The organism is Sphingobacterium sp. UBA5670 (assembly GCF_002420705.1).
Taxonomy (GTDB): Bacteria; Bacteroidota; Bacteroidia; order Sphingobacteriales; family Sphingobacteriaceae; genus Sphingobacterium.
In genome coordinates, this window is the sequence record NZ_DIIM01000005.1 from 182,802 (window position 1) to 205,903 (window position 23,102).

The window sequence follows — 23,102 nt, forward strand, 5'->3', positions numbered from 1 at the left end:
TTTTCGGCTTAAACATCTCGCCGTAAGTGGAGCCTATGCTTTTGCCTAATTTTGTTATCTTTGAAAAAAAATCAGGAATAATCAGATAATATGAAGAAAAGACAACTTTTGCCATTTTTTGTGATAGTGGCAACTGCATTTGTTGGTTGTGAGGAAAAAAAAGTGATGACAGATAATCCTCTTTTATTGGCTTACGAGACCCCGTTCAATGTACCTCCTTTTGACAAGATCAAAACAGAGCATTTTAGGTCAGCTTTTGACGAGGCTATAAAAATACATAATTTGGAAATTGACACGATAGTCAATAATTCCGATAAAGCAACATTTCAAAATACGATAGTCGCCTTAGAAAATGCGGGTGGATTATTGAACAATGTATCTACAGTATTCTATAATTTAAACAGCGCCAATACTAATGACAGTATTCAGGCCATAGCGAAAGATCTGGCACCGATCTTATCGAGTCATTCCGATGAGATTTCAATGAATACCAAATTATTTGACCGTATCAAAACAGTTTGGAGTAACCGTAGTACACTCGGACTGGACGAACAGGATAATAAACTGTTAGAAGAAACCTATAAGAGTTTTGTACGTTCCGGAGCAAATTTGAAGGATGCTGATAAGGAAAAAATGAAGAAGATTAATGCTGAACTTTCAACATTAACCACCCAATTCGGACAAAATTTATTGGCTGAGACGAATGCGTATACACTTGTTGTTGATTCTGCGAGCCAATTGGAAGGTTTACCTGAATCGTTGAAAACGGCAGCAGCTGAGGAAGCCGTAGCAAAAGGAAAGAAAGATAAGTGGGTATTTACCTTACAGAACCCGTCCATTATGCCCTTTCTTCAATATGCAAAAAATCGTGAATTGAGAAAGCAACTTTGGGAAGCCTATCAGCTGCGTGGCAATCAAGACAATACCAACGATAACAAGGCGATCATTCAGAAAATTGTTAATCTCCGCCTTCAGAAAGCAAAATTATTGGGTTATTCTTCACATGCGGCTTATGTACTAGAGGAATCCATGGCGAAGAATCCAACCAATGTCTATGCACTATTAAATAAACTTTGGACACCGGCTTTGGCAAAAGCGAAAGGTGAAGAAGCAGATATTGTGAAGGAAATTAAAGCCGAAGGTGGTAATTTTGCTGTGGCTCCTTACGACTGGAGGTATTATACAGAAATTATACGCAAGAAACGGTTCGCATTAAACGAGGACGAAATTAAACCTTATTTGAGCCTTCCCGCAGTTCGTGAAGGTGCGTTTGCCGTAGCCAATAAATTATATGGTTTGACATTCGTCGCCTTAAACAATGTCCCAACTTACCATAAAGATGTAGAAGTGTATGAAGTTAAAGACAAAGACGGTTCACATTTAGGTCTCCTATATGCTGATTTCTTCCCACGCGAATCAAAACGAGGCGGTGCCTGGATGACTTCTTACCGTAACCAGTCGACAAAAGATGGCAAACGTGTTGCTCCGGTAATTTCGATCGTATGCAATTTCACAAAACCAGTGGGAAAAAATCCTGCCTTGTTGACATTTGATGAAGCAACGACCTTGTTCCATGAGTTTGGACATGCTTTACACGGCCTTCTTTCCAATGTAAGATACCGCTCAATGGCGGGAACTTCTGTACCACGTGACTTTGTTGAACTACCTTCACAAGTGATGGAAAATTGGGCCGCAGATCCCGAAGTGTTAAAAACATATGCTAAGCACTATAAAACCAAAGAAGCAATGCCGGATTCATTGATTCAGAAAATGGAAAAGGCTGGTACCTTCGATCAGGGATTTGCAACCGTTGAATACCTTTCTGCTGCGTTGTTAGACATGGATTATCATGCTACCACAAAAGAAATTTCAAAAGACATTAATGCTTTTGAAAAGGGCGCAATGAAAAAGATAGGAATTATTGATGCTATTATCCCACGTTATCGGAGTACATATTTTCAACATATCTTCGCCGGTGGATACTCTGCCGGTTACTACGCCTATATCTGGTCTGAAGTGTTGGACTCGGATGCTTTTGCCGCATTTAAGGAAAAATCATTGTATGATCAAGTGACAGCAGATTCCTTCCGCAAAAATATCCTTGAAAAGGGAGGCACAGATGACCCTGCTAAGATGTACCGTACATTTAGAGGTGCGGATCCAGATCCAAAATATCTATTGAAAAAGAGGGGAATAAACTAATTTTCTCCAGTCGAAAAAGGCGATATAGAAATATATCGCCTTTTTTTTGTTCAGATACTTGTTATTCTAAAAACTATTCTTACATTTGAGTATTATTTATAATGAGTCTAAATAAATGTAGGTAAGTATGTGTGATACAAAGATTCTAAGCCAAAGAGGGGATACCCATATCAGTGTTTGCCATAAGTGTCAAACCTATTATATATGGCAACAAAGTTTTGTACTGACATTTACGAAGAATAAGTTCTTCGATTTCTTGAATATTACGAAAAGTAATGGTGATGAGCTCTTTTTTAGCACATTTCCAGATGGTGAATTTCGATTAATCATGAAGACGCCTTATCCAGATATTGTATTTTCATTTGATGAAGAACAATGGCAGAATTTCAGAGATGCACTCCAAGAATCTTATTACATGAATGAGTTCTATGGGATGCTGAATAATTAAGATAAAAAGTCCTGTTGCATCGCTTGTGTTTCATCTCTCTTTCCTTATGCGTTGACAACAGGCACAAACAAAACCCTCAGTTATAGTTGCATATTGGTATGCGAATATATTCTGAGGGTTCTTTTTATCTATATATTGATTACTCGCCTATCGCGTAATATTTAAAATCAAGATCTTCGAGTTCCTTCCGGTCCAATAGTTTACGGCCATCGAACACAAATGCAGGTTTTTTCATATGTTTCTTAATGCTGGCCCAGTCATAGCTTTTGAATTCATCCCACTCGGTTAATACGGCAATTGCATGTGCATCATTGCAAGCCTCATAGGGGGTATTGACAACCTTTACCAAGGTTCTGTTTTCTTCTGAAGAGCGGGTGTTTAGATAATCTAGGTCGGCATAGATGCGTTCAGCAGAAACTTTGGGATCATATACCGTGATTTCAGCTTGTTCACTCAATAGATAATCTGCAACATAGATCGCTGCAGATTCACGCGTATCATTGGTGTCTTTTTTGAATGCCCAGCCTAAGAATGCAATTTTTTTGCCCGACACAGTATTGTACAATGTTTGGATAATATTGTCTGCAAAACGCTGTTTTTGATAATCATTCATCAAAATCACTTGATCCCAATATTCAGCAACTTCGGTGAGACCGTAACTTCGAGCGATATATACAAGGTTAAGAATGTCTTTTTGAAAACAAGAGCCTCCAAATCCTACAGAAGCTTTCAAAAATTTGGATCCAATCCTTGAATCCATACCGATCGCCTTGGAAACCTCATCGACATTGGCACCTGTTTTTTCACACAGCGCAGAGATCGAGTTAATGGAGGATACACGCTGTGCCAAAAAGGCATTGGCTGTTAATTTTGAAAGTTCTGATGACCACAGATTGGTTGTCAGGATCTTGTCGCGACTTACCCAATGTGCATAGATATCAACCAATGCGGCAATGGCTTCATCATTCTCACCACCGATCAGGACGCGGTCTGGATTGATAAGATCCTGTATGGCTGTTCCTTCTGCTAAAAATTCAGGATTTGAAAGAATGTGGAAATTAACACCGTTTCCTGTATTGTCAAGGATGCTTTTTAAAGCTGCTGCAGTGCGAACAGGTAAAGTCGATTTTTCAACAACAATTTTGTCGTTTTTGGCAACCGCTGCGATCTGACGCGCGCAAAGTTCAATATACTTTAAATCTGCTGCCATTCCCTTGCCTTTTCCGTAATTTTTAGTCGGCGTATTGACCGAAATAAAAATCATGTCAGCTTCATCAATAGCCTTTTCGATATCCGTTGAGAAAAACAAATTGCGATTACGAGCTTCTGCAACGATTTCCTTTAAACCCGGTTCATAGACCGGAAGGTTATCAAGATCTTCATCGTTCCAGGCCGCGATCCGCGCCGCATTGACATCGACGATTGTAATCTCAATATGTGGGCATTGCTTTGCAACAACTGACATGGTAGGTCCACCGACGTAGCCAGCACCGATACAGCATATTTTCTTGATTGTTTTGCTCATTTTGATTATCTTAATCAGCTATAAATTGAAGAACAAACTTAGATAAATTGCTTTTGATATGCAATACAATAGCATCGCATATCAAAACATTTTATACCCCCCTTATACTGCTTCGATTAAAGAAACTGTTTTTTAGTGGGGATGCAAAAGATTTATTCTAATTTTACAATAAAAAAGATACGGTTTGATAAAGCAGGAAGTTATTGATAAAGTACTGGAAACAGCACGGATAGAAGAGGTGGTGGGAGACTTCGTTGACTTAAAAAAACGGGGAACTTCATTGATTGGAAATTGCCCTTTTCACCATGAAAAGACACCCTCCTTTCACGTTTCTGTTTCAAAGGGAATCTATAAGTGTTTTGGTTGCGGTGTTGGTGGGGATTCTCTCAAGTTTGTTATGGAACTGGAGAAATTCTCTTATCCAGAAGCCATTCGGTATTTAGCCGATAAATATTCGATTCAAATCGAGGAAGTTGAGCGTTCACCTGCCCAGTTAGCGGCACAGGATAAACGTGAAAGTCTATATGTGCTGAGTGCTTGGGCTAGTAAATTCTTTGCCGAGCAACTTTGGAAAACTGAAATGGGGCAGGTCATCGGCCTCAACTATTTCAAGGAGCGTGGCTATCGTGAGGATATCATCAAAAAATTTGAATTAGGTTATTCCCCCGAAGAATGGACGGCATTGGTCGATAAAGCACAGGTAGCTGGTTTTCACCCAGATTATTTGGCGGCGAGTGGTTTGGCGATTGAGCGTGATGATAAGTCTTTGTATGATCGTTTCCGTGGGCGGGTGATGTTTCCGATTCATAACCTGACAGGGCGTGTCATTGGCTTTGGTGGCCGGACCTTAAAAACAGATAAGAAGGTTGCCAAATATGTGAATTCCCCCGAAAGCGAAATCTACCATAAATCCGATGTGCTGTATGGATTGAATTTTGCCAAAAAGGCAATTATGGAGGAGGACAACTGCTATTTGGTAGAGGGCTATGCCGATGTTCTTTCCGTCCATCAGGCAGGCGTGGAGAATGTTGTTTCTTCTTCGGGAACGTCTTTGACAACGGGACAGATCAAACTTATTTCTAGATTTACAAAGAATGTGACCATTCTTTATGATGGTGATGAAGCGGGCATTAAAGCTTCTTTGCGTGGTACGGATATGCTGCTTGAAGAGGGCTTAAACGTCAAAGTATTGCTTTTTCCTGATGGAAATGATCCCGATTCCTATGTACAGAAGTTTGGCGCCACCGCTTTTAAGGATTATGTCAAATCCAATCAGCAAGACTTCATTTTTTATAAAACCAATATACTGCTTCGCGATGCCAGCAACGATCCAATAAAAAGAGCAGAGGTTATTCGCGATGTAGTCGAAAGTATTGCGTTGATTCCCGATGAGATCAAGGTCTCTGTTTTTATTCGGGAGTGTAGCAGTCTTTTGGATATCGAAGAGCGCATTTTATTGGCCGAACTCAATAAAATCAGACTCAACAGAGCAAAGAAAGCGGATAAGGATGCTGCTCGTAAACCTCAGAGTCCAGCGCCAAATGCAAGTATGCCGCCTTTTGGGATGGATGGCCCGCCTCCTGATTTCTTCATGACCGACGACGAACGGGGTGGGATGCCACCTATGGAACCTGTTGAACAGCCGACGCAGCTGACTTCGGAAATCCTTCAGGAGCGCGAGATTGTACGTATTTTAATTAATTACGGTGATTATCTGGCAACTTGGGAAGGCGATGGCGATATTCCTGTTGCAGGGCTTTTATTGGGGAATATTAGCGACATAGAATTTAAGGATAAAGCCGCCGCTTTTATTTTAAAAGTTTATCGGGATGCCGCAGAAAATTATGAAATTCCGGATGCAAAACAGTTTTATTCTAATCCTGATGCTTCAATTTCAGATCTGGCGATTAATAGTGTTGCCAGTAAATATTCACTCAGTGAAAACTGGAATGACGATAAGCGTAAAATTTATGTAACGCAAGAATATGAACATTTAAAACAACTTGTTGTTACAGCGATCTATCGGATCAAAAAACGTAAGATTGAGGCCGAAATGCACCATATCCGGGAAGAAATGAAACACGAGCAAGATGTGGCAAACCTGGAAGTCCTTATTTTTAAATATCAGAAGCTAAAAGAAGCCGAGCGGCTTCTTGGCAGCTTTCTGGGAAATACGATAGTAAAGTAATTAACTGATATGGCCAAGCATCTTGAAACCGGTCAATGGGGAGAGCAAATGGCCATGGAATACCTCGTGGAGAAAGGCTATAAAATAGTGTTAAGAAATTGGCGATTTAAGAATTTAGAAGTAGATTTGATTGTCATGGACAAGGATACCTTGGTATTTGTTGAGGTAAAAACACGATCGGGAACAGATTTCGGACAACCTGATGAATTTGTCGATATTAAGAAACAGCGACGCCTGATTCGTGCGGCACAAGCTTATATTCTGAAGACAGATTATACAGGTGAGCTCAGGTTTGATGTTGTCGCGATAACACGATCTCCCAAAGCAGTACTCAATTATATCAAAGATGCTTTTTGGGACAGTTAAGGATACGTACTTATAAATAATTATACATAGATGAGAAAAATCACTTATTTTATGGCAATTGCAGCACTGGCTTTTGCTTCTTGTAAGTCAAAAAAAACTAGTTTGGAATTTGCATCTCCAGGAGCAAATCAAGCGGTTCTAAAAGGTGCTCAAGTCCAGTTGAAATTAAAATTTGAATCTGTATCAATGGACTCTGTAGCGTATTTTGTGGATGATAAACATGTGGGGTCATCTACGGATACCACAGCAGTTATGGTCGATACCAAAGACATGGCCTATGGTACGCGTAATATTTCCGCTTTGGTGTATAATGCAGGAAAACCAGATTCTGTTTCAAGTACATTTTATGTCGTGCCTGCAAATGCAAAGAATTATGGTTTTGAGGTCGTCAACAAATACCCGCATGATACAACGGCATTTACACAGGGATTACAGTTTGCTGATGGCGTTCTTTACGAATCGAATGGACGTTATGGTGAGTCAAACCTCAGAAAAGTCGACCTTAAGACGGGAAAAGTGCTGAAAGAGATCAAATTTGATGAAAAGACTTTTGCCGAAGGAATGACATTGGTTGGTAATAAGTTATTTATGTTGACTTGGCAACAGGGAGAAGGGTATGTGTTTGATAAAAACTCTTTTGCAAAGGAAAGTTCCTTTAAATATGAGAATAGTAAAGAAGGGTGGGGGCTAACCTACGATGGACAGCATCTGATAAAGTCCGATGGTTCCAATAAGCTTTACTTTTTAGATGTAACGACCGGTAAGGAGCTGAATGCTATCGGAGTTTACGATGAAGCTGGGCCGGTGGATGAACTTAATGAACTGGAATATATAGATGGTAAAGTCTACGCAAATGTCTATCAAAAAGATGTTATTGTTATGATCAATCCTCAAACAGGAGCTGTAGAAGGACGGATTAATCTTGTAGGTATCTATGAGCATACTTCCGCTTATGATAATGAATTGAATGGTATCGCTTACGATCAAGCTGGAAAACGTCTCTTTATAACAGGTAAACTGTGGAATACATTATTTGAGATCAAGACAGTTGAAAAATAAATGAACTTCAGATCTTGATCCTTCCTCGTGAGGTCGACAGTATTGCAAGTTCGTATAAAATTAGAAACCTTGTCAGAATTAGCTGACAAGGTTTTTTTTATTGCTCCCATTCTTTTTTTGAGTATGGATGTTATCGTGTGGGTTTTCAATTCAACCTTTTGTGTGATGGCGCCTCAGGTTGAGACAGAGTGCTTTTAAAACTGTATGAGGGAACAAACACTATGACAAGCAGATCTCCTGGAACGGGTCTCCCTAATAAAGAAGAGTAGGAGTTACCCGAGATCAGTAAATAGCAACCGGATTACGCTATTACTGATGAATGATTCGTCAAAGCGGACAGCTATAGAAGTGAACTAATTGGAAATCCTTTTTAGCCAATAGAAACAAAGTGGCTGAAGCAAAAAAAAGGAATGAAGTTTGAAACTCCATTCCTTTTTTTATATTGACTTTATTCCGATTAATAAATCGGAGTAAACATCCAAGTATCGTCAAAACGAGATGAACCGTTAAGTCCCGTTGTGATGTATCCGTTGTTTCCTACAGCGAAGCCAACAGCATCTTGACGTGCTGAACCAGCGAAAGCGCCGTTATCATTTGTCCAGTAGTCACCAGAAATATTATATTTCCAAGTGCTGTTAATAACCGCATTTTTGTAACCACCAACGACGAATGGAGTACCATTAATCGCGAAAGCAGAAGCATTTGAACGGGTTAAATCGTAAGTATATGAATCGTCTGCTCTATTTAAATCGTTCAATTTAGTCCATTTGCTACCATCAAATTTGTAGAAATCTTTTGGGTAAGCAGCATTAGAAATACCACCACCTACATAAGCTACATTATTGACAACAAAGGAGAAAGCCGCTTTTCTTTTCGCTGAAAATGGCGCATCACTGATTGCTTGCCACGTATTAGCTGCAGGATCATATTTGTAGAACTCATTCGTATTCGTTGTTCCACCGTTAACGACAGTTTCACCTGTTCCAACATAAGCAGCACCATTTAATGTGAAAGCTACTGCATTTGATAAAGCAATAGGAAGTGGAGCAATGCTTGACCAAGCACCTTTTCCGCTGTTAGCTGTAGGATCAAATTTGTAGAAATCTGTTAGGTTGTTTGTTCCGTCGTTTCCGCCACCAACATAACCGATATTACCAATGGAAAAACCGATGGCACCGTTTCTCTCAACCCCTGTGAAAGGCGCTTTTTCAGCCCAAGTATCTGATGCTGCGTCATAAGCATACGTGTCTTTCACGCGAAACGGTTTACCGCCAGCATTACTTGCTAGACCAGTAGTGACATATGCAACATTATTTATTAAAAAGCTAGCAGCAGATGAAGTTTGTGGCCCTTTAAAAGCAGCTTTTGCAAACCATTCGTCTGATTTGGTTGTGCTGTCGTCACTTTTTTTACAAGAAGAGAAAGTTGTAACTGTAAATACAAAAGCTAATAAAACGAGTAGCCAATTTTTCTTGTTCATAAATTATTGAAATTTAGTATAAAGGATGTTTAATTTAATTTTCGGATCATTCTCATTATCTTTTGCCAATATTAACCTATTTCCAGTTGAAAACAAACCCGATGTTGGTAAAGATAGATATAATGAAGTATTATTGTATGCTGTTGTTTTAATTTTTGTTAAATATTCAATCAGATTGAATGTGTATGTACCATTAGAACCAAAATCATTGCCACGAACTAACGCCGCTTGCTGTGTTGTTGTTGAATAAGGTGAAGTTAACAAACTGATCGGATTTCCATTATTACTAGCCACCATTAAAACCAAGCTCTGCGGCTGATCAAAAATGCTTGCCGCTCCATTAGGGACTTCAATGACTAACTCCGCCTTATTAATCGCAATCGATGGATTGTTCACCAATTCTAATAACGTTGGGAACTCAATTTTTGCTACAACACCAGTAGAGCCTTCTAAAAACACATTTCCATCAGTCTGTTGACTCGCAATTTGAGGGTTTTTTAAGGTCATCGGTGCAAACTTGGTTGCAGAACGATCTGCTTCAATTTGATTGTACTGATATGCCTTGTTATCAATAGAAAAATATTGTTTGCCAACAGATTTTGTGCCTTCATTATTCAGGAACGAATAGTGAACCTGTAAAAACACGGTATCTTTGAATCCGATTAATGCCGTATTGTTATTGTCTGGAACAAGTGCTAAACCTTTAAAATACTCTTGAAAACTTGTGCTGCTTTGAATACGGTTGTCATTATTTTTGATCATCGTAAACAGCTCATTGCCAATCGTGCTGTTGAATTTAAAAAATAGCGAGTCTGCCGATTGTATACGTGGCTTAAAGGAAAGTTCTGCCAATGGAGTATTTTCATAGGCAAACTTTTGTTTACTGAATATCGCCGCTGAAGTGACAAAAACAGGACGTTCATCAACCGGTTTGGTTAAATCAATCTGTGTTTGCGTAATTTCCTCCGTAACACGGTGTACCGATATCTTTTGTACTTTCGTTGTATCACCGTAAGAATATTTGTTTGGTGTTAATACCAGAGTCACCGAATCCAATACTGCATCATCCGGAATAGAAGCATTGTTTATTGTTCCTATACCCAAGCGCATATAAGCTGTAGATTTCATACTGCCCGTAACAGCATTGCTATTCTTTCCGACAAGCATTGTTCCAGTAGCGGAAGTCGGGATGTCGTCCAATTGATAAGTCGAAACTTTGGCTGAAACCGTATCAATTGGTACTAAACCGATTGTTTCATCTCTTGAACTATCCAATGAGAGCGAAATGTCTTTATTACAACCGACGAAAGCGGCCAATGTAAAAAGTGGAAGTAAAAGTTGAATACTACGTCTCTTAAAGTCTTTAATCATATTAATTTTTGAATAGTGCAAAAGTAATCAATGCGAACTGTTAATCAGTGTTATATTTTGTTAAATATGGTTAATTACCACAGCGATTGCAAATCTAGTAATTTAAATTTGTTTTAGTTATGGGTAGAAGATTTAAATTACTGATCAGTTTGATCGTTTTAATAGGTGCAGGGATTACTGTGGTACTGGGGATTTGGCTTTATGGAAGTTATACAAATCGTCGGGACCTATTTCTATCTACTGCCGAGCGATCGCTCTTCAATGCTGTTCAGGAAGCTTACCAAGCCCGTAATGGTGATCATCAGTTAGATGGCCCTGAGGCTGATCGGAATCGCCTCCTGCAAGATGTAAAACGGGAGCTTTCAACCCTAATACCTGCTTCTGAACTCGATAAAGCATTACAGCGCGTCAGTGCCGAACGCCCCAAAAGTGAGCGATTTGACCGCGAAAATCATATTCGAAGAGAAAAGATGTTCCCCAAAGACCGTGAAGGCCAAGGAGCGATTATTCCGCCTTTTTTGTTCCGGGATTTTGAGATGAACAGAGTCAATCTAGATTTGATCGAAAGAAAATTCAAGGAATCGCTGAGCAACAAGAGCATATCGGTGCCATTTAAAATGGCTATTGTGACTATCCCGCACGATCAAATTAAAGATGTGCGTCGCAAGTACCGAGATGCGAACCTCGCTTGGACGAGGCCCATGATGGTCAACCCGCAAAAAAATGAATTTCTTGTGATCAAATTTCAGGAAGATTGGAAGTATCTATTGTATAGCTTGAGCTGGCAACTACTCATCTCCTTGATCTTGATAGGGCTGCTGCTAGGGACTTTTTTCTATCTGATGAAAACGATTCTCAACCAGAATAAGATGGCCGAACTCCGTAAGAATTTCGTCGATAATATGACGCATGAACTTAAAACACCGGTCTCTACGGTCATGGCAGCCATCGAAGCGATACAGTTATATGGGGTACAGGATGACAAGGAAAAGATGAATCGCTATCTGAATATCTCCAAAAAAGAACTGGAGCATCTTTCCAATATGATTGAAAAAGTACTTCAGATGGATATTGATGCGACTAGGGGAATTGTTTTGCAACGAACGGATTTTGATCTTGTCGCCATGGTGAAAGGAGCGATTGAAGTTGCTCAGTTGAATAAAACAAAAAAAGTAGATTTTAAGCTCATAGCGAATCCGGGTGAAATCAGGATCAATGGCGACGAAGCCCACTTAAAAAATGTGATCAATAATTTATTGGAAAATGCGATAAAATATGCTGGGCAAGAAGTTTATATCGAGGTGGAAGTGAAGGAAATGAAGGAAAATGTCCATATTCGCATTACAGATAATGGCAAAGGAATTTCTCCTGAATACCATAATCAAATTTTTGATATGTTCTTTCGGGTGCCCTCCGGTAATCTGCACGATGTGAAGGGTTTTGGTTTGGGGCTTGCCTATGTCAAGCAGGTGGTAAAAAGGCACGATGGTAAGATTACTGTGGACAGCGAGCTGGAAAAAGGGAGTATCTTTATTATCCGCTTGCCCTATGAATAGATTGTTCTTGGCTTTTGCCAAAGAAAATAATATACTTTATCGCACGGTGATTAGGATGATTTAACCTAAAGATGTCGTTGCAGTAGGACCAAAATATATTTTTGATTGAATCACAGTGCTATGATTGAAATTTTATATGTAGAAGATGAGCCGAGTCTAGGAATGATTGTTGCCGATAGCCTAGAAGCAAATGGATTCCATGTCACTCATTGCAGCAATGGGCAGGAGGCTTTGGAAGCATTTACAGAAGCAAGGCCGGATATTTTGGTTGTAGACGTGATGATGCCTGTCATGGATGGCTTTACATTGGCAACAAAGATAAGGGAATCAGATACCCAGGTGCCCATTATCTTCCTGACGGCCAAAGTGCAGACAGAGGATGTGGTAAGGGGATTTCGTTTAGGTGGCGATGATTATGTCAAAAAACCATTTAAGATCGAAGAACTGGTCGTACGGATAGAGTCTCTGTTAAAAAACAGCCCAAAGATGCTGTTCGGCCAAAAGCTGATGATTGGAGACTATAGCCTGGATAGTTTAAAACATCAGTTAACTTATCAGGGTGAGGTGCTCAAGCTGTCTTTCCGTGAAAGTGAACTACTGCGGAAGCTATACGAACAGAAGGATAAAGTCATTCCACGGGAGGATATCATGCGGGCCTATTGGAGCCATGATAAGTATTTCACTGGGCGTAGCCTGGACGTGTTTATCAGCCGGATACGAAAATACCTCAGTCAGGATGAGCGGATCAAGATTATCAATGTCAGGGGAGTGGGTTATATGCTTACCGTCGATTGATTGAAGTGTTCCACGTGGATTGATCTAATGGGCACTTGGGCTAACGACGATTTTTCATCCCAGATTTTCCCCCAAGCCCACGAATATGATAAGTGAAGCTTAATATCGCATAGCGCGTTATGGCATTGGATTGCGAAACACGTACCCAAAGATCGTTGACCTGCTGATTGATATTTTTATTGTCATTAAAAATATCAAATACCGTAAGATTGATTTCGGCATTCCTGCGCTTAAATAGTTTTTTCCCCACAGAAACGTTCCATAGTAAACTAGTTGTACTCGGTGAATTCAGTATGCTGCCATTGTATAGATAGTTGAACGTTGAATTGAGCGTCCATGTTTTTAACAGGGTCAGGGCAATGGAATTACCAATGGTATGTTTATAGACCGAATAATTGGATTTCTCGGTCGCCGAATTCTTGGAAAATGCTATATTTCCATTGTAATCCAATCCAATGATAACCTCTTTACTGAATGCTGTATTGACGCCGAAGCGTTGACTCATTCCATATGTTTGCGCGTTGACCTTTTCGAGGTTCAACAACGTGTAATTCTGGTTGAAATACATATTGTTGTTCAGGTTGAAGTTGAGTTTCAACGGTTCAAAGCGATACCCAAGGCTGTTCTGCCATTTCAAATTGTAAACCCCATTGAAGTTTTCGGGCCTGATATATTGTCCTCCGGGTCCCAATATAACGTCCTCCGTGATTGTAAATGCCGAATCTGTGGTGAAAATGGTATTGGAGATTTTATGTTGAATAAAATCTGCTGTAAAATCCGAGGTGAAGCTTTTGCCTGTGCCTTTATTGATTGATCTGAATTGCACGACAAGGTTATGGTCATACTCCTGTTTGAGATTTGGGTTTCCGGAGCTGATACGAAGCGGGTTTTGATTATCGATAAAATCCTGCAATTGCTCGATTGAAGGTGTGTTTGTCTTTGCATTATACCGAAACTCAACCCTTGTGTCCTTATTGAAATTATACTGGAAGTTCAGGTTAGGCAGCAGACTGGTAAAGTGGCTTTTTGTGGTCAACGTATTGGGGAATAATTTGTCATTAACTTGCGCTGCAGTCTGATAATCTAAGCCAATCTGAAATCTTATACTATCTTTTTTGTTAAATAAGTAGGAGATACCACCGCTATGGTAAACAAAATCATTGCGGAATTCATTGGAAAGACGATTTTTTAATTCCCCGAGCTGACCTGTTTCTGCCAGGAATTCATAGGTCCTCCGGTCCGAATAACGTGCCGTGTTCCGAAACGTATAATTTCCCTGCACTCGGGAATATTTCCCTAGCATTTCTGTATAGGCAACTTTGGAACGGAAACCATTATTGTCGCCCATGGAATAATTTCTATTGTTGACAGTATCGACCCGACTAAATAGACCTTCTTTATAATAGGAGTTTAGCGCGAAATTTTCCGCATGGCTTTTGTTGCTGCTAAATGAACCGTTGACATTAAAACTGATCGTGCGGCCAGGTTTGTTGAGTCTTCGCATATACGTGAGGTCTCCGCCCCAGTTGAAATTTTCCCCGAAGCTCGCATTCCTGCGGTCAGAACTATTTAGCATCTCGGCAAGATTTAATAAAGTATTACCTGTAGAGCCACTGTTCCTGTCGTTATTTTGATAGGAAAAATTAGGTTGAAAGTCCAATTTTTGAATAGAATCTATCTTCCAGTTCGCGCGGACTGACAGCGCATGGTTGTTGCTGTATGTCCTGTTTAATTGTTCCTGATTGTTGATCTGGTTGGCCCGGTTTCCTGCTGTATACTCTGTTTTGCTCTGGCTGAGGATATTATTGTCCGTATAGTTATAAGTGTAATTTGCATTAAAGTCCATACGGTCATCAAAAAAGCGGTCCAAATAATTAAATCCCGCATTGAAACGTGTCGTCACTCCCTGTCCGGTACGGCCTCTTGTGTTTCCGCGGGTAGCAAAACCATTGGGCTGATTGACATTGTTGGTATTGATGTCAATTGAATATTGCCGTTTGGGATTCATTTTGGTTATCTGTGTATTGACAGCATATTTTCGGTCAGGACCCGCACCTCCGGAAAGCTTGCCAAAATAAGATTTTCTTTTATCGGGCTTGGTGACAATATTAATCACTTTCATGCGTTTGCCATCGTCAAACCCGCTAAATTTAGCCTGTTCCGTTTTATCGTCGATGATTTGTATCTTGGATATAACATCGGCAGGAAGGTTTCTCAAAGCTACTTTGGGATCTGTGCTAAAAAACTCACGGCCATCGATAATGATTTTGTTGACGGGTTCCCCCTGGGCTTTGACATTGCCATCTTCATCAATTTCAACTCCTGGAATCTGCTTGACCAATTCGTCGGCATCTGCAAAATCCTGTGTTACGTATTTCTTGGTGTCAAATTCAAGTGTATCCCCCTTAACCTGTATACTGCTTGAAGAAATATTGATTTCATCCAGTACAATCTCGACATTAGTGAGTTTAAATGTTAGATCAATTGTTTGACCGCTGAGTTTTATCCGCCGGAGATCCAGGGTATAGCCCATTGGTTGTGCCGTGATCAGATAATCACCGTTGGGAAGCGCTCCGCTGCTGAATTTACCCAAAACGTCTGTAGGAAACTGAGATTTACTGGAATCTTTCACTGCAATAATGGTGATGCTTGCCCCTCTAATGGGCTGTGAAGTCGCCTGATCAAGCAATTTGCCTGTAATATACTGTTGGGCAAGTGCACTTGTTCCTAATAACGATAAGCTCATAGCTAGGAGCAAGGTGAACCATAGATTGATCTTCATAGGTTGAGGTGCAAATGTGTTTTAATATACTGTTGATGGTTATATAATTTTATTTCTCAAAAATATGGCACTATTTGTTACGAATTATTATCATTTTAGTTACAATAACCCCTAGTGAATGGAAAGATTAGATATATTTGCAGTAGAATTACAAATCAACTGAACAAATCGTATAGCGATATGGTAGCATACGGACAAAGATTAAAGGAATAAAAGATGAAAGAAAGTGTTTTGAGTAGAAAAGAGCGTATTATGAAAGAAGCATTGTTGCTTTTCTCAGATCAAGGCTATACAAATACCTCTACCAAAACGATTGCCCAAAATGCTGGGGTCTCCGAAGCATTAATCTTTAAACATTTTGGCAATAAAGATGCACTGTTGGTTTATTTGATTAAATCAGGGTACCGTAAAGTTCTTACGCATCACCGCGGAATGATGACCTATCGTGAGCCGAAGGAATTTCTGCGTACAATGATCAATCTCCCCGGCAAACTGGTCAGCGCAGAACCTATATTCTGGAGATTGCAGGAGCGTTTGTCCCATCACCCTTTTTCAAAACAGCAGCATGAACAATTTATGAAGCCGGTTCAACCCATTATTCATCGTGCTTTTAAAGAGCTGGGGTATGAGAGCCCTGAATTTGAAACAGAATTCCTGCTGCTGATAATTGATAGCCTGTGGAAAAAAGAAGCCATTGGAGAACTGGAGAATACCATGGAACTAACACTTTTCCTGGAGAAAAAATATAATCTGATTTAGAAATAACCGTTATATTATACTATTTTCGGCAACTTTCGTTTTCAAGCGAAGGAGTACCGGCCAAACGACGAATGAGCGTTCAACTTGATATCTCATTTACCCAAGAATTTATATGTAAAACAAGAGATCCGTAGAAAGTGTGGCTGTTCTTTCGAATTTGAAAGATCTCATTACCCTTGCATCTTGGTATTGAAATGCTGTTTTATGCGTTTTTATATGAAATTGTTGCAAAAACAATTTCATATTGTCCAAAATAATAACGTTCTTAGTATTCTATTTAAAATACATTATACAAACTAATTTATGTTCAAAAAACTCGGTCTGGGAATATTGGCATTGGTCAGCACAATTTCTTTTTTGAAAGCTCAAGACAAAAAAGATTTTGTAAAATACATCAACTCCCAGCATGAATGGGTCGATGCGGTATTCAATACTTTGACGCCAAAAGAAAAAGTCGCTCAGTTATTTTTGGTTAGAGCACATACAAATCTGGGCCAGAAGTATATCGACTCGATTGCTCAGGTGATACAAGACGAGCATTTGGGTGGTCTAGTTGTCTTTCAAGGTGGCCCGATCCGTCATGTCGACATGTTCAACCGTTATCAATCCCTATCCAAAGTACCTCTGATGATGACTTTTGATGGCGAGTGGGGATTGGGTATGCGTATGCCGGATTCTACCTTGTCGTTCCCTTATCAGATGACTTTAGGAGCCGTTCAAGATAATCAGTTGATCTATCGCATGGGACGTGAGGTAGCACTGGATTTTCAACGCATAGGTATGCATTTCAATTTTGCTCCCGATGTGGATATCAACAATAATCCCAAAAACCCGGTCATTGGCATCCGTTCATTTGGTGATAACAAATTTAATGTGACCCAAAAAGCGAAGGCTTATATGGATGGTATGGTGGATGGCGGTATATTGGCTTCCATCAAGCATTTCCCAGGGCATGGTGATACGGATGTGGATTCACATTACGATTTGCCGCAGCTCCCTTTTGATAAAAAACGTCTGGATACCTTGGAAATGTATCCGTTTAAAGAGCTTATTAAAGCTGGAGCTCCTGCTGTTATGGTGGCGCATATGAATATCCCGAGTTTGGATGATACGCCTAATATGCCATCTTCTATTTCTAAAAAAGTAGTTACCGATCTTTTGCGAAATGAGCTTGGCTTTAAAGGGCTGACAGTCACCGACGCAATGGACATGAAAGGTGTAAAGAAGTTTTTTCCAAATGGAGAGGCCGATGTACAGGCGATTATTGCAGGGCATGATTTACTTGAGGTGTCGGAAAATAGCAAACGTGCAATCGATTTGATCTTAAAAGCTATTGAAGAGGGACGCATCGCACAGGCGGATATTGATGCGCGAGTTAAAAGAGTACTTGCTGCCAAATTATGGCTGGGTTTAGACAAATACCAAGCGACTGCCCAACAGAATTTATACAATGATCTGCATCGTGCTTCTGCAGTTCAGCTCATTGATGAATTGTCAAATGCAGCAATTACAGCATTAAATTCTACCGAAAAAATAAAATCATTCAAAAAGGATTTACCTACCGCTATTATCAATATCGGAATTACGGCTAATCAGACTTTCCAGAATGAAATGGCTAATGCACTGACGAATGAAACGCAATATTTCATCACAGATAGTATGAGCAAAGATGATATTAAGCGTATAACCAAAGAAATCAAGAAAAATAAGCAATTTATAATCGCTGTGCATGATACGAGACTTCGCCCACGTCCGACCATGGTACTAAATAAAGATGTTCAGGGGCTTATGAAAAAGTTTGCGAAAAAATCGATCCTGACCTTGTTTACCAACGCTTATGCAGTGGATGGTTTTGAAGCAACAAAAAAAGCGAAAACTATTTTGCTGGCCTATCAAAATGATGCATTCATGCAGAAAGCAGCAGTAAAAACTATTTTGGGGCAAAATATTTCAAAAGGAAAACTTCCTGTTACGATCAATAAAAAATTCAAATACGGACAAGGAAAGTAACATACAATAAAATCACACAAACACTGTACCTCTTTCAAAAATGGCCCCGCTATCGAGCAAAGCCATTTTAAAAGAGGTCTTTTTTTTAGTATTAAATTTCTTCGTTTGCTGTCCGGCTATCCGAGGGCCTACTTTCATTTTTCAAACGATCAATCGCCGTCACGACATATTTATAGTGTTGATGCTGTTTGATGTCGTCATCGGTATATTGAAGCTTATCTCCATCGAACGTAATAAAAATGATTTTGCCCGGATCTTTGATGTTCACTTTTTCATCGAGGTTGAACCGATAGATCACATAACCATAAGCAGACTCCCCATCAGTGGCCATATCTGGCTTTTGCCAAAATAAGGTATTCATTTTGCCATTGTCCGAATTTTTTACCAGAAGACCGAATGGGGCATTGGGCGGAATACTGTCTAACCACGGCATCGTTGGTGGTAAGGCTGGGTTTCGATACAGGTCATTCCGCATAGAATCTTGCAGCCCAACAAGATTATCTGTAAGTGATTTGGAACTGAAATAAATACTTCCTTTCACATCGTGCTCCTCCCTCAGATGGCGTACCTGTCTCGGTATTTGACTCCGATCTGTCCAGCCGATTTTATTTTCAGTAACACGATAAGCACCATGACCCACATAAAAGTGCCGGCCATAGGTGTGTTTTTGCCACCAGTCGACTAGGATCTCGTACGCTGCTGCTCGATTTTTGAAAGGAAAGTAGATCTGGGGATTGATATAATCTATCCAGCCTTCTCGCATCCATTTAACCCCATCAGCGTATAGTTCCCGGTAAGCACTTAGGCCACGGGTATCTGAACCGTCACTATTATTGTCTTTGTTGTCCCAAACACCGCAGGGGCTGATACCATATTTGACGTAAGGTTTTACCTTTTTGATAGCGATACCAAGATCACGCACTAGTACGTTGACATTATTACGTCGCCAGTCGTCTATTTTCTCGATCCCATTATTATATTGACCAAAAGTAATCTGATCTGGAACCGGTGTATTTCTGTTGTCGGGATAGGGGTAGAAATAGTCATCGAAATGAATGCCATCCACATCGTAGTTTTTGACCACGTCCATGATGACATCAATAATATATTTACGAACTTCCGGAATACCCGGGTTGAAAAGCTTCTTGCCAGCATAGGTGAAGAACCACTCGGGGTGGCGCTTGGTGATGTGGTCATCCGAAAAATGGGCGGGATTTAACGTTGTCGATGCACGGTACGGATTGAACCAGGCATGCAGTTCCATCCCTCTTTTGTGTGCTTCGGAGATTGCAAACTCCAAAGGATCGTAGAATGGTGAAGGGGCTAATCCCTGTTTTCCGGTTAAGTATCTGCTCCAAGGTTCCCTGCCTTTTGCGTAGAATGCATCGGCAGCAGGACGTACCTGCAGAACAATCGCATTCAATCCTGCACTACGGTGCTGATCCAGTAAATCAATAAACTCCTGTTTTTGCTGTGCGACATTACTGCCCGCCTTAACAGAGGGCCAGTCTATGTTACCTATGGTTGCTACCCATACACCGCGGAACTCCCGCTTAGGTAGTTGCTGGGAATACGTTCTAATCGAAAATAAACAAATAACAATGGTAAAAAAAGAATATAAATATGTTTTTCCCGTCATTCTATAAATTATAGCCAACAAAGATAGGGAAGCATTTCTTACTTTTTCGCTAAAAAATGTAAGATGTTTGTTGGATACTTGTTAAAAGAACCTGAGCTTGGTTTTCAAATTGATAATAATGCAAATGCAGGTAACATTGTACTTTATTTGTGCTAATTTAGATGCGGTTTTCACAAAAGCAATGGCTTGATCGGCTAACCGCTATATAAAAGATTATGAGCAAAGAACAAATATCCGTTTTTGATATGTTTAAGATTGGTATCGGTCCCTCGAGTTCGCATACCCTAGGACCTTGGCGTGCAGCCCAGCAATTTACAGCTGTTCTCAAGTCAAAGGGCGTATTGAATGAGATCGAACAGGTCAAAATTTTGCTATATGGTTCTTTGGCCAAAACTGGCGCAGGACATGGTACTGATATTGCTGTTCTGCTTGGACTGAGTGGGGATGATCCTGTTACCTTTGATGTCAATAGAGTGACTCCCAAAGTGGAGCATATCAAGGCTGTTGGTGAACTTGAAGTTGCTGCTGAGCGGACCATCCCATTTTCCTATCAGGAAGATCTCTTGTTTCTATACGCTGAAAGTCTACCTTTTCATCCCAATGCCGTTACCTTCCAGGCATTCCTATCCAACGGTAAGGCAATTACCGAGACTTATTATTCTATAGGTGGCGGTTTTGTAGTGCAGGAAAATGATACAGAAAGTGTTCTGTCAGAAGTGGATCTGCCATTTCCTGTAGATACCGCACACGAACTCTTGCATTGGACGATGAAAACAGGGCTGAAAATCTCGGAGCTGGTTCTTGAAAATGAATGTGCATGGCGTGAAGAAAGCGAAACCGTAGCCGGCGTATTGAATATCTATAAAACTATACATGAGTGTATTTATCGGGGCTGTCATACCGGCGGTACATTACCCGGCGGATTAAATGTCGAACGGAGGGCCGTCAAACTAAATAAAAAGCTCATGCAGGGACGTAGTTATCAAGATTACGAGTCCTGGGTAGCGGCTATTCGCGAGGGAGGCCAAAACTTTCAATATATACTTGACTGGGTAAGTTGTTTTGCTCTTGCAGTAAATGAGGAGAACGCCTCTTTCGGACGTGTGGTAACAGCGCCTACCAATGGAGCTTCGGGCGTTATCCCGGCGGTATTACAATATTATATTACTTTTCACGATGGAATGCGTGAAAATAAAATTATCCAATTTATTCTTACCGCATCTGAGATCGGATCGATATTTAAGAAAAATGCAACCATTTCCGCAGCAATGGGAGGCTGTCAGGCCGAGATTGGCGTCTCATCAGCGATGGCCGCCGGCGCGTTAACAGAAGTGCTGGGCGGGTCACAACGTCAGGTGCTCATGGCTGCCGAGATTGCCATGGAACATCACCTCGGATTAACATGCGATCCAATCGGTGGACTGGTGCAGATCCCTTGCATCGAACGTAATACAATGGGAGCTATTAAAGCTATTACTGCAGCACAATTGGCATTGCAATCGAATCCGGATAAAGCAAAAGTGAGCTTGGATACAGTGGTTAAAACCATGTGGGAGACAGCTCTGGATATGAATGCTAAATATAAGGAAACAGCAGATGGGGGACTGGCGGTCAATATTCCATTGAGTTTGCCCGAATGTTAATGAATGCCTGAGTCTTCTTGTTTTTCGTATCTTTGGAGCGATAAAACTGTATATTTTTATAAATAGCCACGAATGAAATATTGTGCAATCGCCTCCGGAAGTAACGGAAACTGTTATTATGTAGCTAAAGATGATTCAGCAATTTTGATCGATGCCGGAATCAACAGTAAACATATCCACCTTCGGATGTACAACCTGGGTATTTTACCTACCCAGATCAAAGCGATTTTCATTACCCATGAGCATTCTGATCATATCAGAGGTTTATCCGTATTTGCTAAAAAATACAATCTACCGGTTTATATTACTAAGGGAAGCTACGACGGTACCCGATTGCATCTTCCGTCCCATTTGGTCCATATCATTTCTTCAGATGAAGTTGTTGAGATTGGAGGACTGAAGGTCTATGGTATTCCCAAATTTCACGATGCCAAAGAGCCCTGTAGTTTTCTGGTTTCAGATGGAACATATAATATTGGTGTACTTACAGATATCGGACGCCCTTGTGAAAATGTGCAGCATGTTATTCAGCACTCGGACGTACTACTCTTAGAATCCAATTATGATGAGGAGATGCTGCGTACGGGACGCTATTCCTATTTTCTAAAAAATAGAATCAGTAGTGGTTGGGGGCATCTTTCAAATCGCATGGCTGTTGAACTGTTTAACGCATATAAAACCGATCGTCTTAAACATCTTATTCTGACTCACCTCTCCGGTGAAAATAATACGGTCGATCTGGTACAGCAAACATTCGAGCCGCACTGTGAACGTATCCAGCTTCATGTAGCGACACGTTACCAAGAAACGGAATTATTCGATCTGATGCATATCCTCAGAGAGCATTTAGCGCCTTTTCCCATTGCCTCTGCACTCTCTTCCTAATTTGAAACGCTTATTCTGTTCTCTTTTTTTCTAAAAGTGTCTAATCTTATTGGCCAGAAAGAATCTTCTTTCGCTTTCAGCGCTGCAAGTGGCGGCAACATCATGAAGTTTTTTTTAACAAAAGCGTAAGAATACTATAAAATAAAAAATATAGTTGATTTAAAAAGATTTCCTGTTATATTTGCTTTGTTTTTAATCAGTCTAAATAGTTTGATTTGCTTATTTTGGACGGTGATGAACAAAAAAGCACCATGCAATAGACGGCAATCTATTACATGGCGTAAATCTACATACAGCGGCAACTGGATGTAGATGACTGAAACAGCACGCTGTCTCAGTTACTCCCGATATACGATATGGAAGAACTTGCAAGATAACGAATTTTATTATTTTA

16 protein-coding genes are annotated in these 23,102 nt (G+C 40.3%); 11 read left to right on the forward strand and 5 right to left on the reverse strand.

The features are described 5' to 3' along the window. Positions 1-90 precede the first annotated feature (90 nt). Positions 91-2,202 (forward strand): M3 family metallopeptidase, encoded by a 2,112-nt coding sequence (locus tag B3C94_RS06325; protein WP_293900692.1) that lies wholly within the window; start codon positions 91-93, stop codon positions 2,200-2,202. Between the two features lie 127 nt (positions 2,203-2,329). Next, entirely contained in the window at positions 2,330-2,650 is a 321-nt protein-coding gene (locus B3C94_RS06330; RefSeq protein ID WP_046672702.1) for a hypothetical protein, read from the forward strand. 139 nt (positions 2,651-2,789) lie between these two features. On the opposite strand, the gene B3C94_RS06335 is transcribed toward B3C94_RS06330, so the two are convergent. Beyond that, positions 2,790-4,175 carry a nucleotide sugar dehydrogenase gene (locus B3C94_RS06335; RefSeq protein WP_293900697.1) on the reverse strand — a complete coding sequence of 462 codons (1,386 nt, stop codon included), beginning with the start codon at positions 4,173-4,175 and terminating at the stop codon, positions 2,790-2,792. A 184-nt stretch (positions 4,176-4,359) separates the two neighbouring features. Here B3C94_RS06335 and dnaG point away from each other — a divergent pair, with 184 nt between their 5' ends. From dnaG to B3C94_RS06350, 3 genes are read left to right on the forward strand one after another with little or no spacing between them, the layout of a single operon-like run. Further along, positions 4,360-6,363: a DNA primase gene (gene dnaG, locus B3C94_RS06340; protein ID WP_293900700.1), complete on the forward strand. Its 2,004-nt coding sequence runs from the start codon at positions 4,360-4,362 to the stop codon at positions 6,361-6,363. A gap of 9 nt (positions 6,364-6,372) precedes the next feature. Continuing rightward, positions 6,373-6,729, forward strand: a complete 357-nt coding sequence (locus B3C94_RS06345; protein WP_293900703.1) for a YraN family protein — start codon at positions 6,373-6,375, stop codon at positions 6,727-6,729. 30 nt (positions 6,730-6,759) lie between these two features. Further along, the gene (locus tag B3C94_RS06350; RefSeq protein ID WP_293900706.1) at positions 6,760-7,788 is read left to right on the forward strand and encodes a glutaminyl-peptide cyclotransferase; all 1,029 of its coding nucleotides are present in this window, start codon (positions 6,760-6,762) and stop codon (positions 7,786-7,788) included. 457 nt (positions 7,789-8,245) lie between these two features. Here the strand turns inward: B3C94_RS06350 and B3C94_RS06355 are convergent, their stop codons facing one another. Both B3C94_RS06355 and B3C94_RS06360 read right to left on the reverse strand, forming a co-directional pair. After that, positions 8,246-9,268: a Kelch repeat-containing protein gene (locus B3C94_RS06355; RefSeq protein ID WP_293900709.1), complete on the reverse strand. Its 1,023-nt coding sequence runs from the start codon at positions 9,266-9,268 to the stop codon at positions 8,246-8,248. 3 nt (positions 9,269-9,271) lie between these two features. Further along, positions 9,272-10,639, reverse strand: coding sequence for a DUF4270 family protein (locus B3C94_RS06360; protein WP_293900712.1), 1,368 nt, complete (start codon positions 10,637-10,639; stop codon positions 9,272-9,274). Between the two features lie 119 nt (positions 10,640-10,758). Between B3C94_RS06360 and B3C94_RS06365 the strand changes: the two genes are divergently transcribed. Both B3C94_RS06365 and B3C94_RS06370 read left to right on the forward strand, forming a co-directional pair. Continuing rightward, the gene (locus tag B3C94_RS06365; protein WP_293900714.1) at positions 10,759-12,195 is read left to right on the forward strand and encodes a sensor histidine kinase; all 1,437 of its coding nucleotides are present in this window, start codon (positions 10,759-10,761) and stop codon (positions 12,193-12,195) included. Positions 12,196-12,315: 120 nt separating this feature from the next. Then, a complete protein-coding gene (locus B3C94_RS06370) occupies positions 12,316-12,990 on the forward strand; it encodes a response regulator transcription factor (protein WP_293900717.1) in 675 nt (224 codons plus the stop codon). Between the two features lie 40 nt (positions 12,991-13,030). Here B3C94_RS06370 and B3C94_RS06375 read toward each other — a convergent pair whose 3' ends face one another. Continuing rightward, positions 13,031-15,772 carry a TonB-dependent receptor gene (locus tag B3C94_RS06375; RefSeq protein ID WP_293900720.1) on the reverse strand — a complete coding sequence of 914 codons (2,742 nt, stop codon included), beginning with the start codon at positions 15,770-15,772 and terminating at the stop codon, positions 13,031-13,033. Between the two features lie 216 nt (positions 15,773-15,988). Between B3C94_RS06375 and B3C94_RS06380 the strand changes: the two genes are divergently transcribed. Beyond that, positions 15,989-16,531: a TetR/AcrR family transcriptional regulator gene (locus tag B3C94_RS06380; protein ID WP_293900722.1), complete on the forward strand. Its 543-nt coding sequence runs from the start codon at positions 15,989-15,991 to the stop codon at positions 16,529-16,531. Between the two features lie 303 nt (positions 16,532-16,834). Continuing rightward, positions 16,835-18,541: a glycoside hydrolase family 3 protein gene (locus tag B3C94_RS06385; protein WP_293900724.1), complete on the forward strand. Its 1,707-nt coding sequence runs from the start codon at positions 16,835-16,837 to the stop codon at positions 18,539-18,541. Between the two features lie 91 nt (positions 18,542-18,632). On the opposite strand, the gene B3C94_RS06390 is transcribed toward B3C94_RS06385, so the two are convergent. After that, positions 18,633-20,180 carry a glycoside hydrolase family 10 protein gene (locus tag B3C94_RS06390; protein WP_293900728.1) on the reverse strand — a complete coding sequence of 516 codons (1,548 nt, stop codon included), beginning with the start codon at positions 20,178-20,180 and terminating at the stop codon, positions 18,633-18,635. 215 nt (positions 20,181-20,395) lie between these two features. Between B3C94_RS06390 and B3C94_RS06395 the strand changes: the two genes are divergently transcribed. After that, a complete protein-coding gene (locus tag B3C94_RS06395) occupies positions 20,396-21,823 on the forward strand; it encodes an L-serine ammonia-lyase (protein ID WP_293900731.1) in 1,428 nt (475 codons plus the stop codon). Between the two features lie 72 nt (positions 21,824-21,895). Then, a complete protein-coding gene (locus B3C94_RS06400) occupies positions 21,896-22,708 on the forward strand; it encodes an MBL fold metallo-hydrolase (protein ID WP_293900734.1) in 813 nt (270 codons plus the stop codon). Positions 22,709-23,102: the final 394 nt, after the last annotated feature.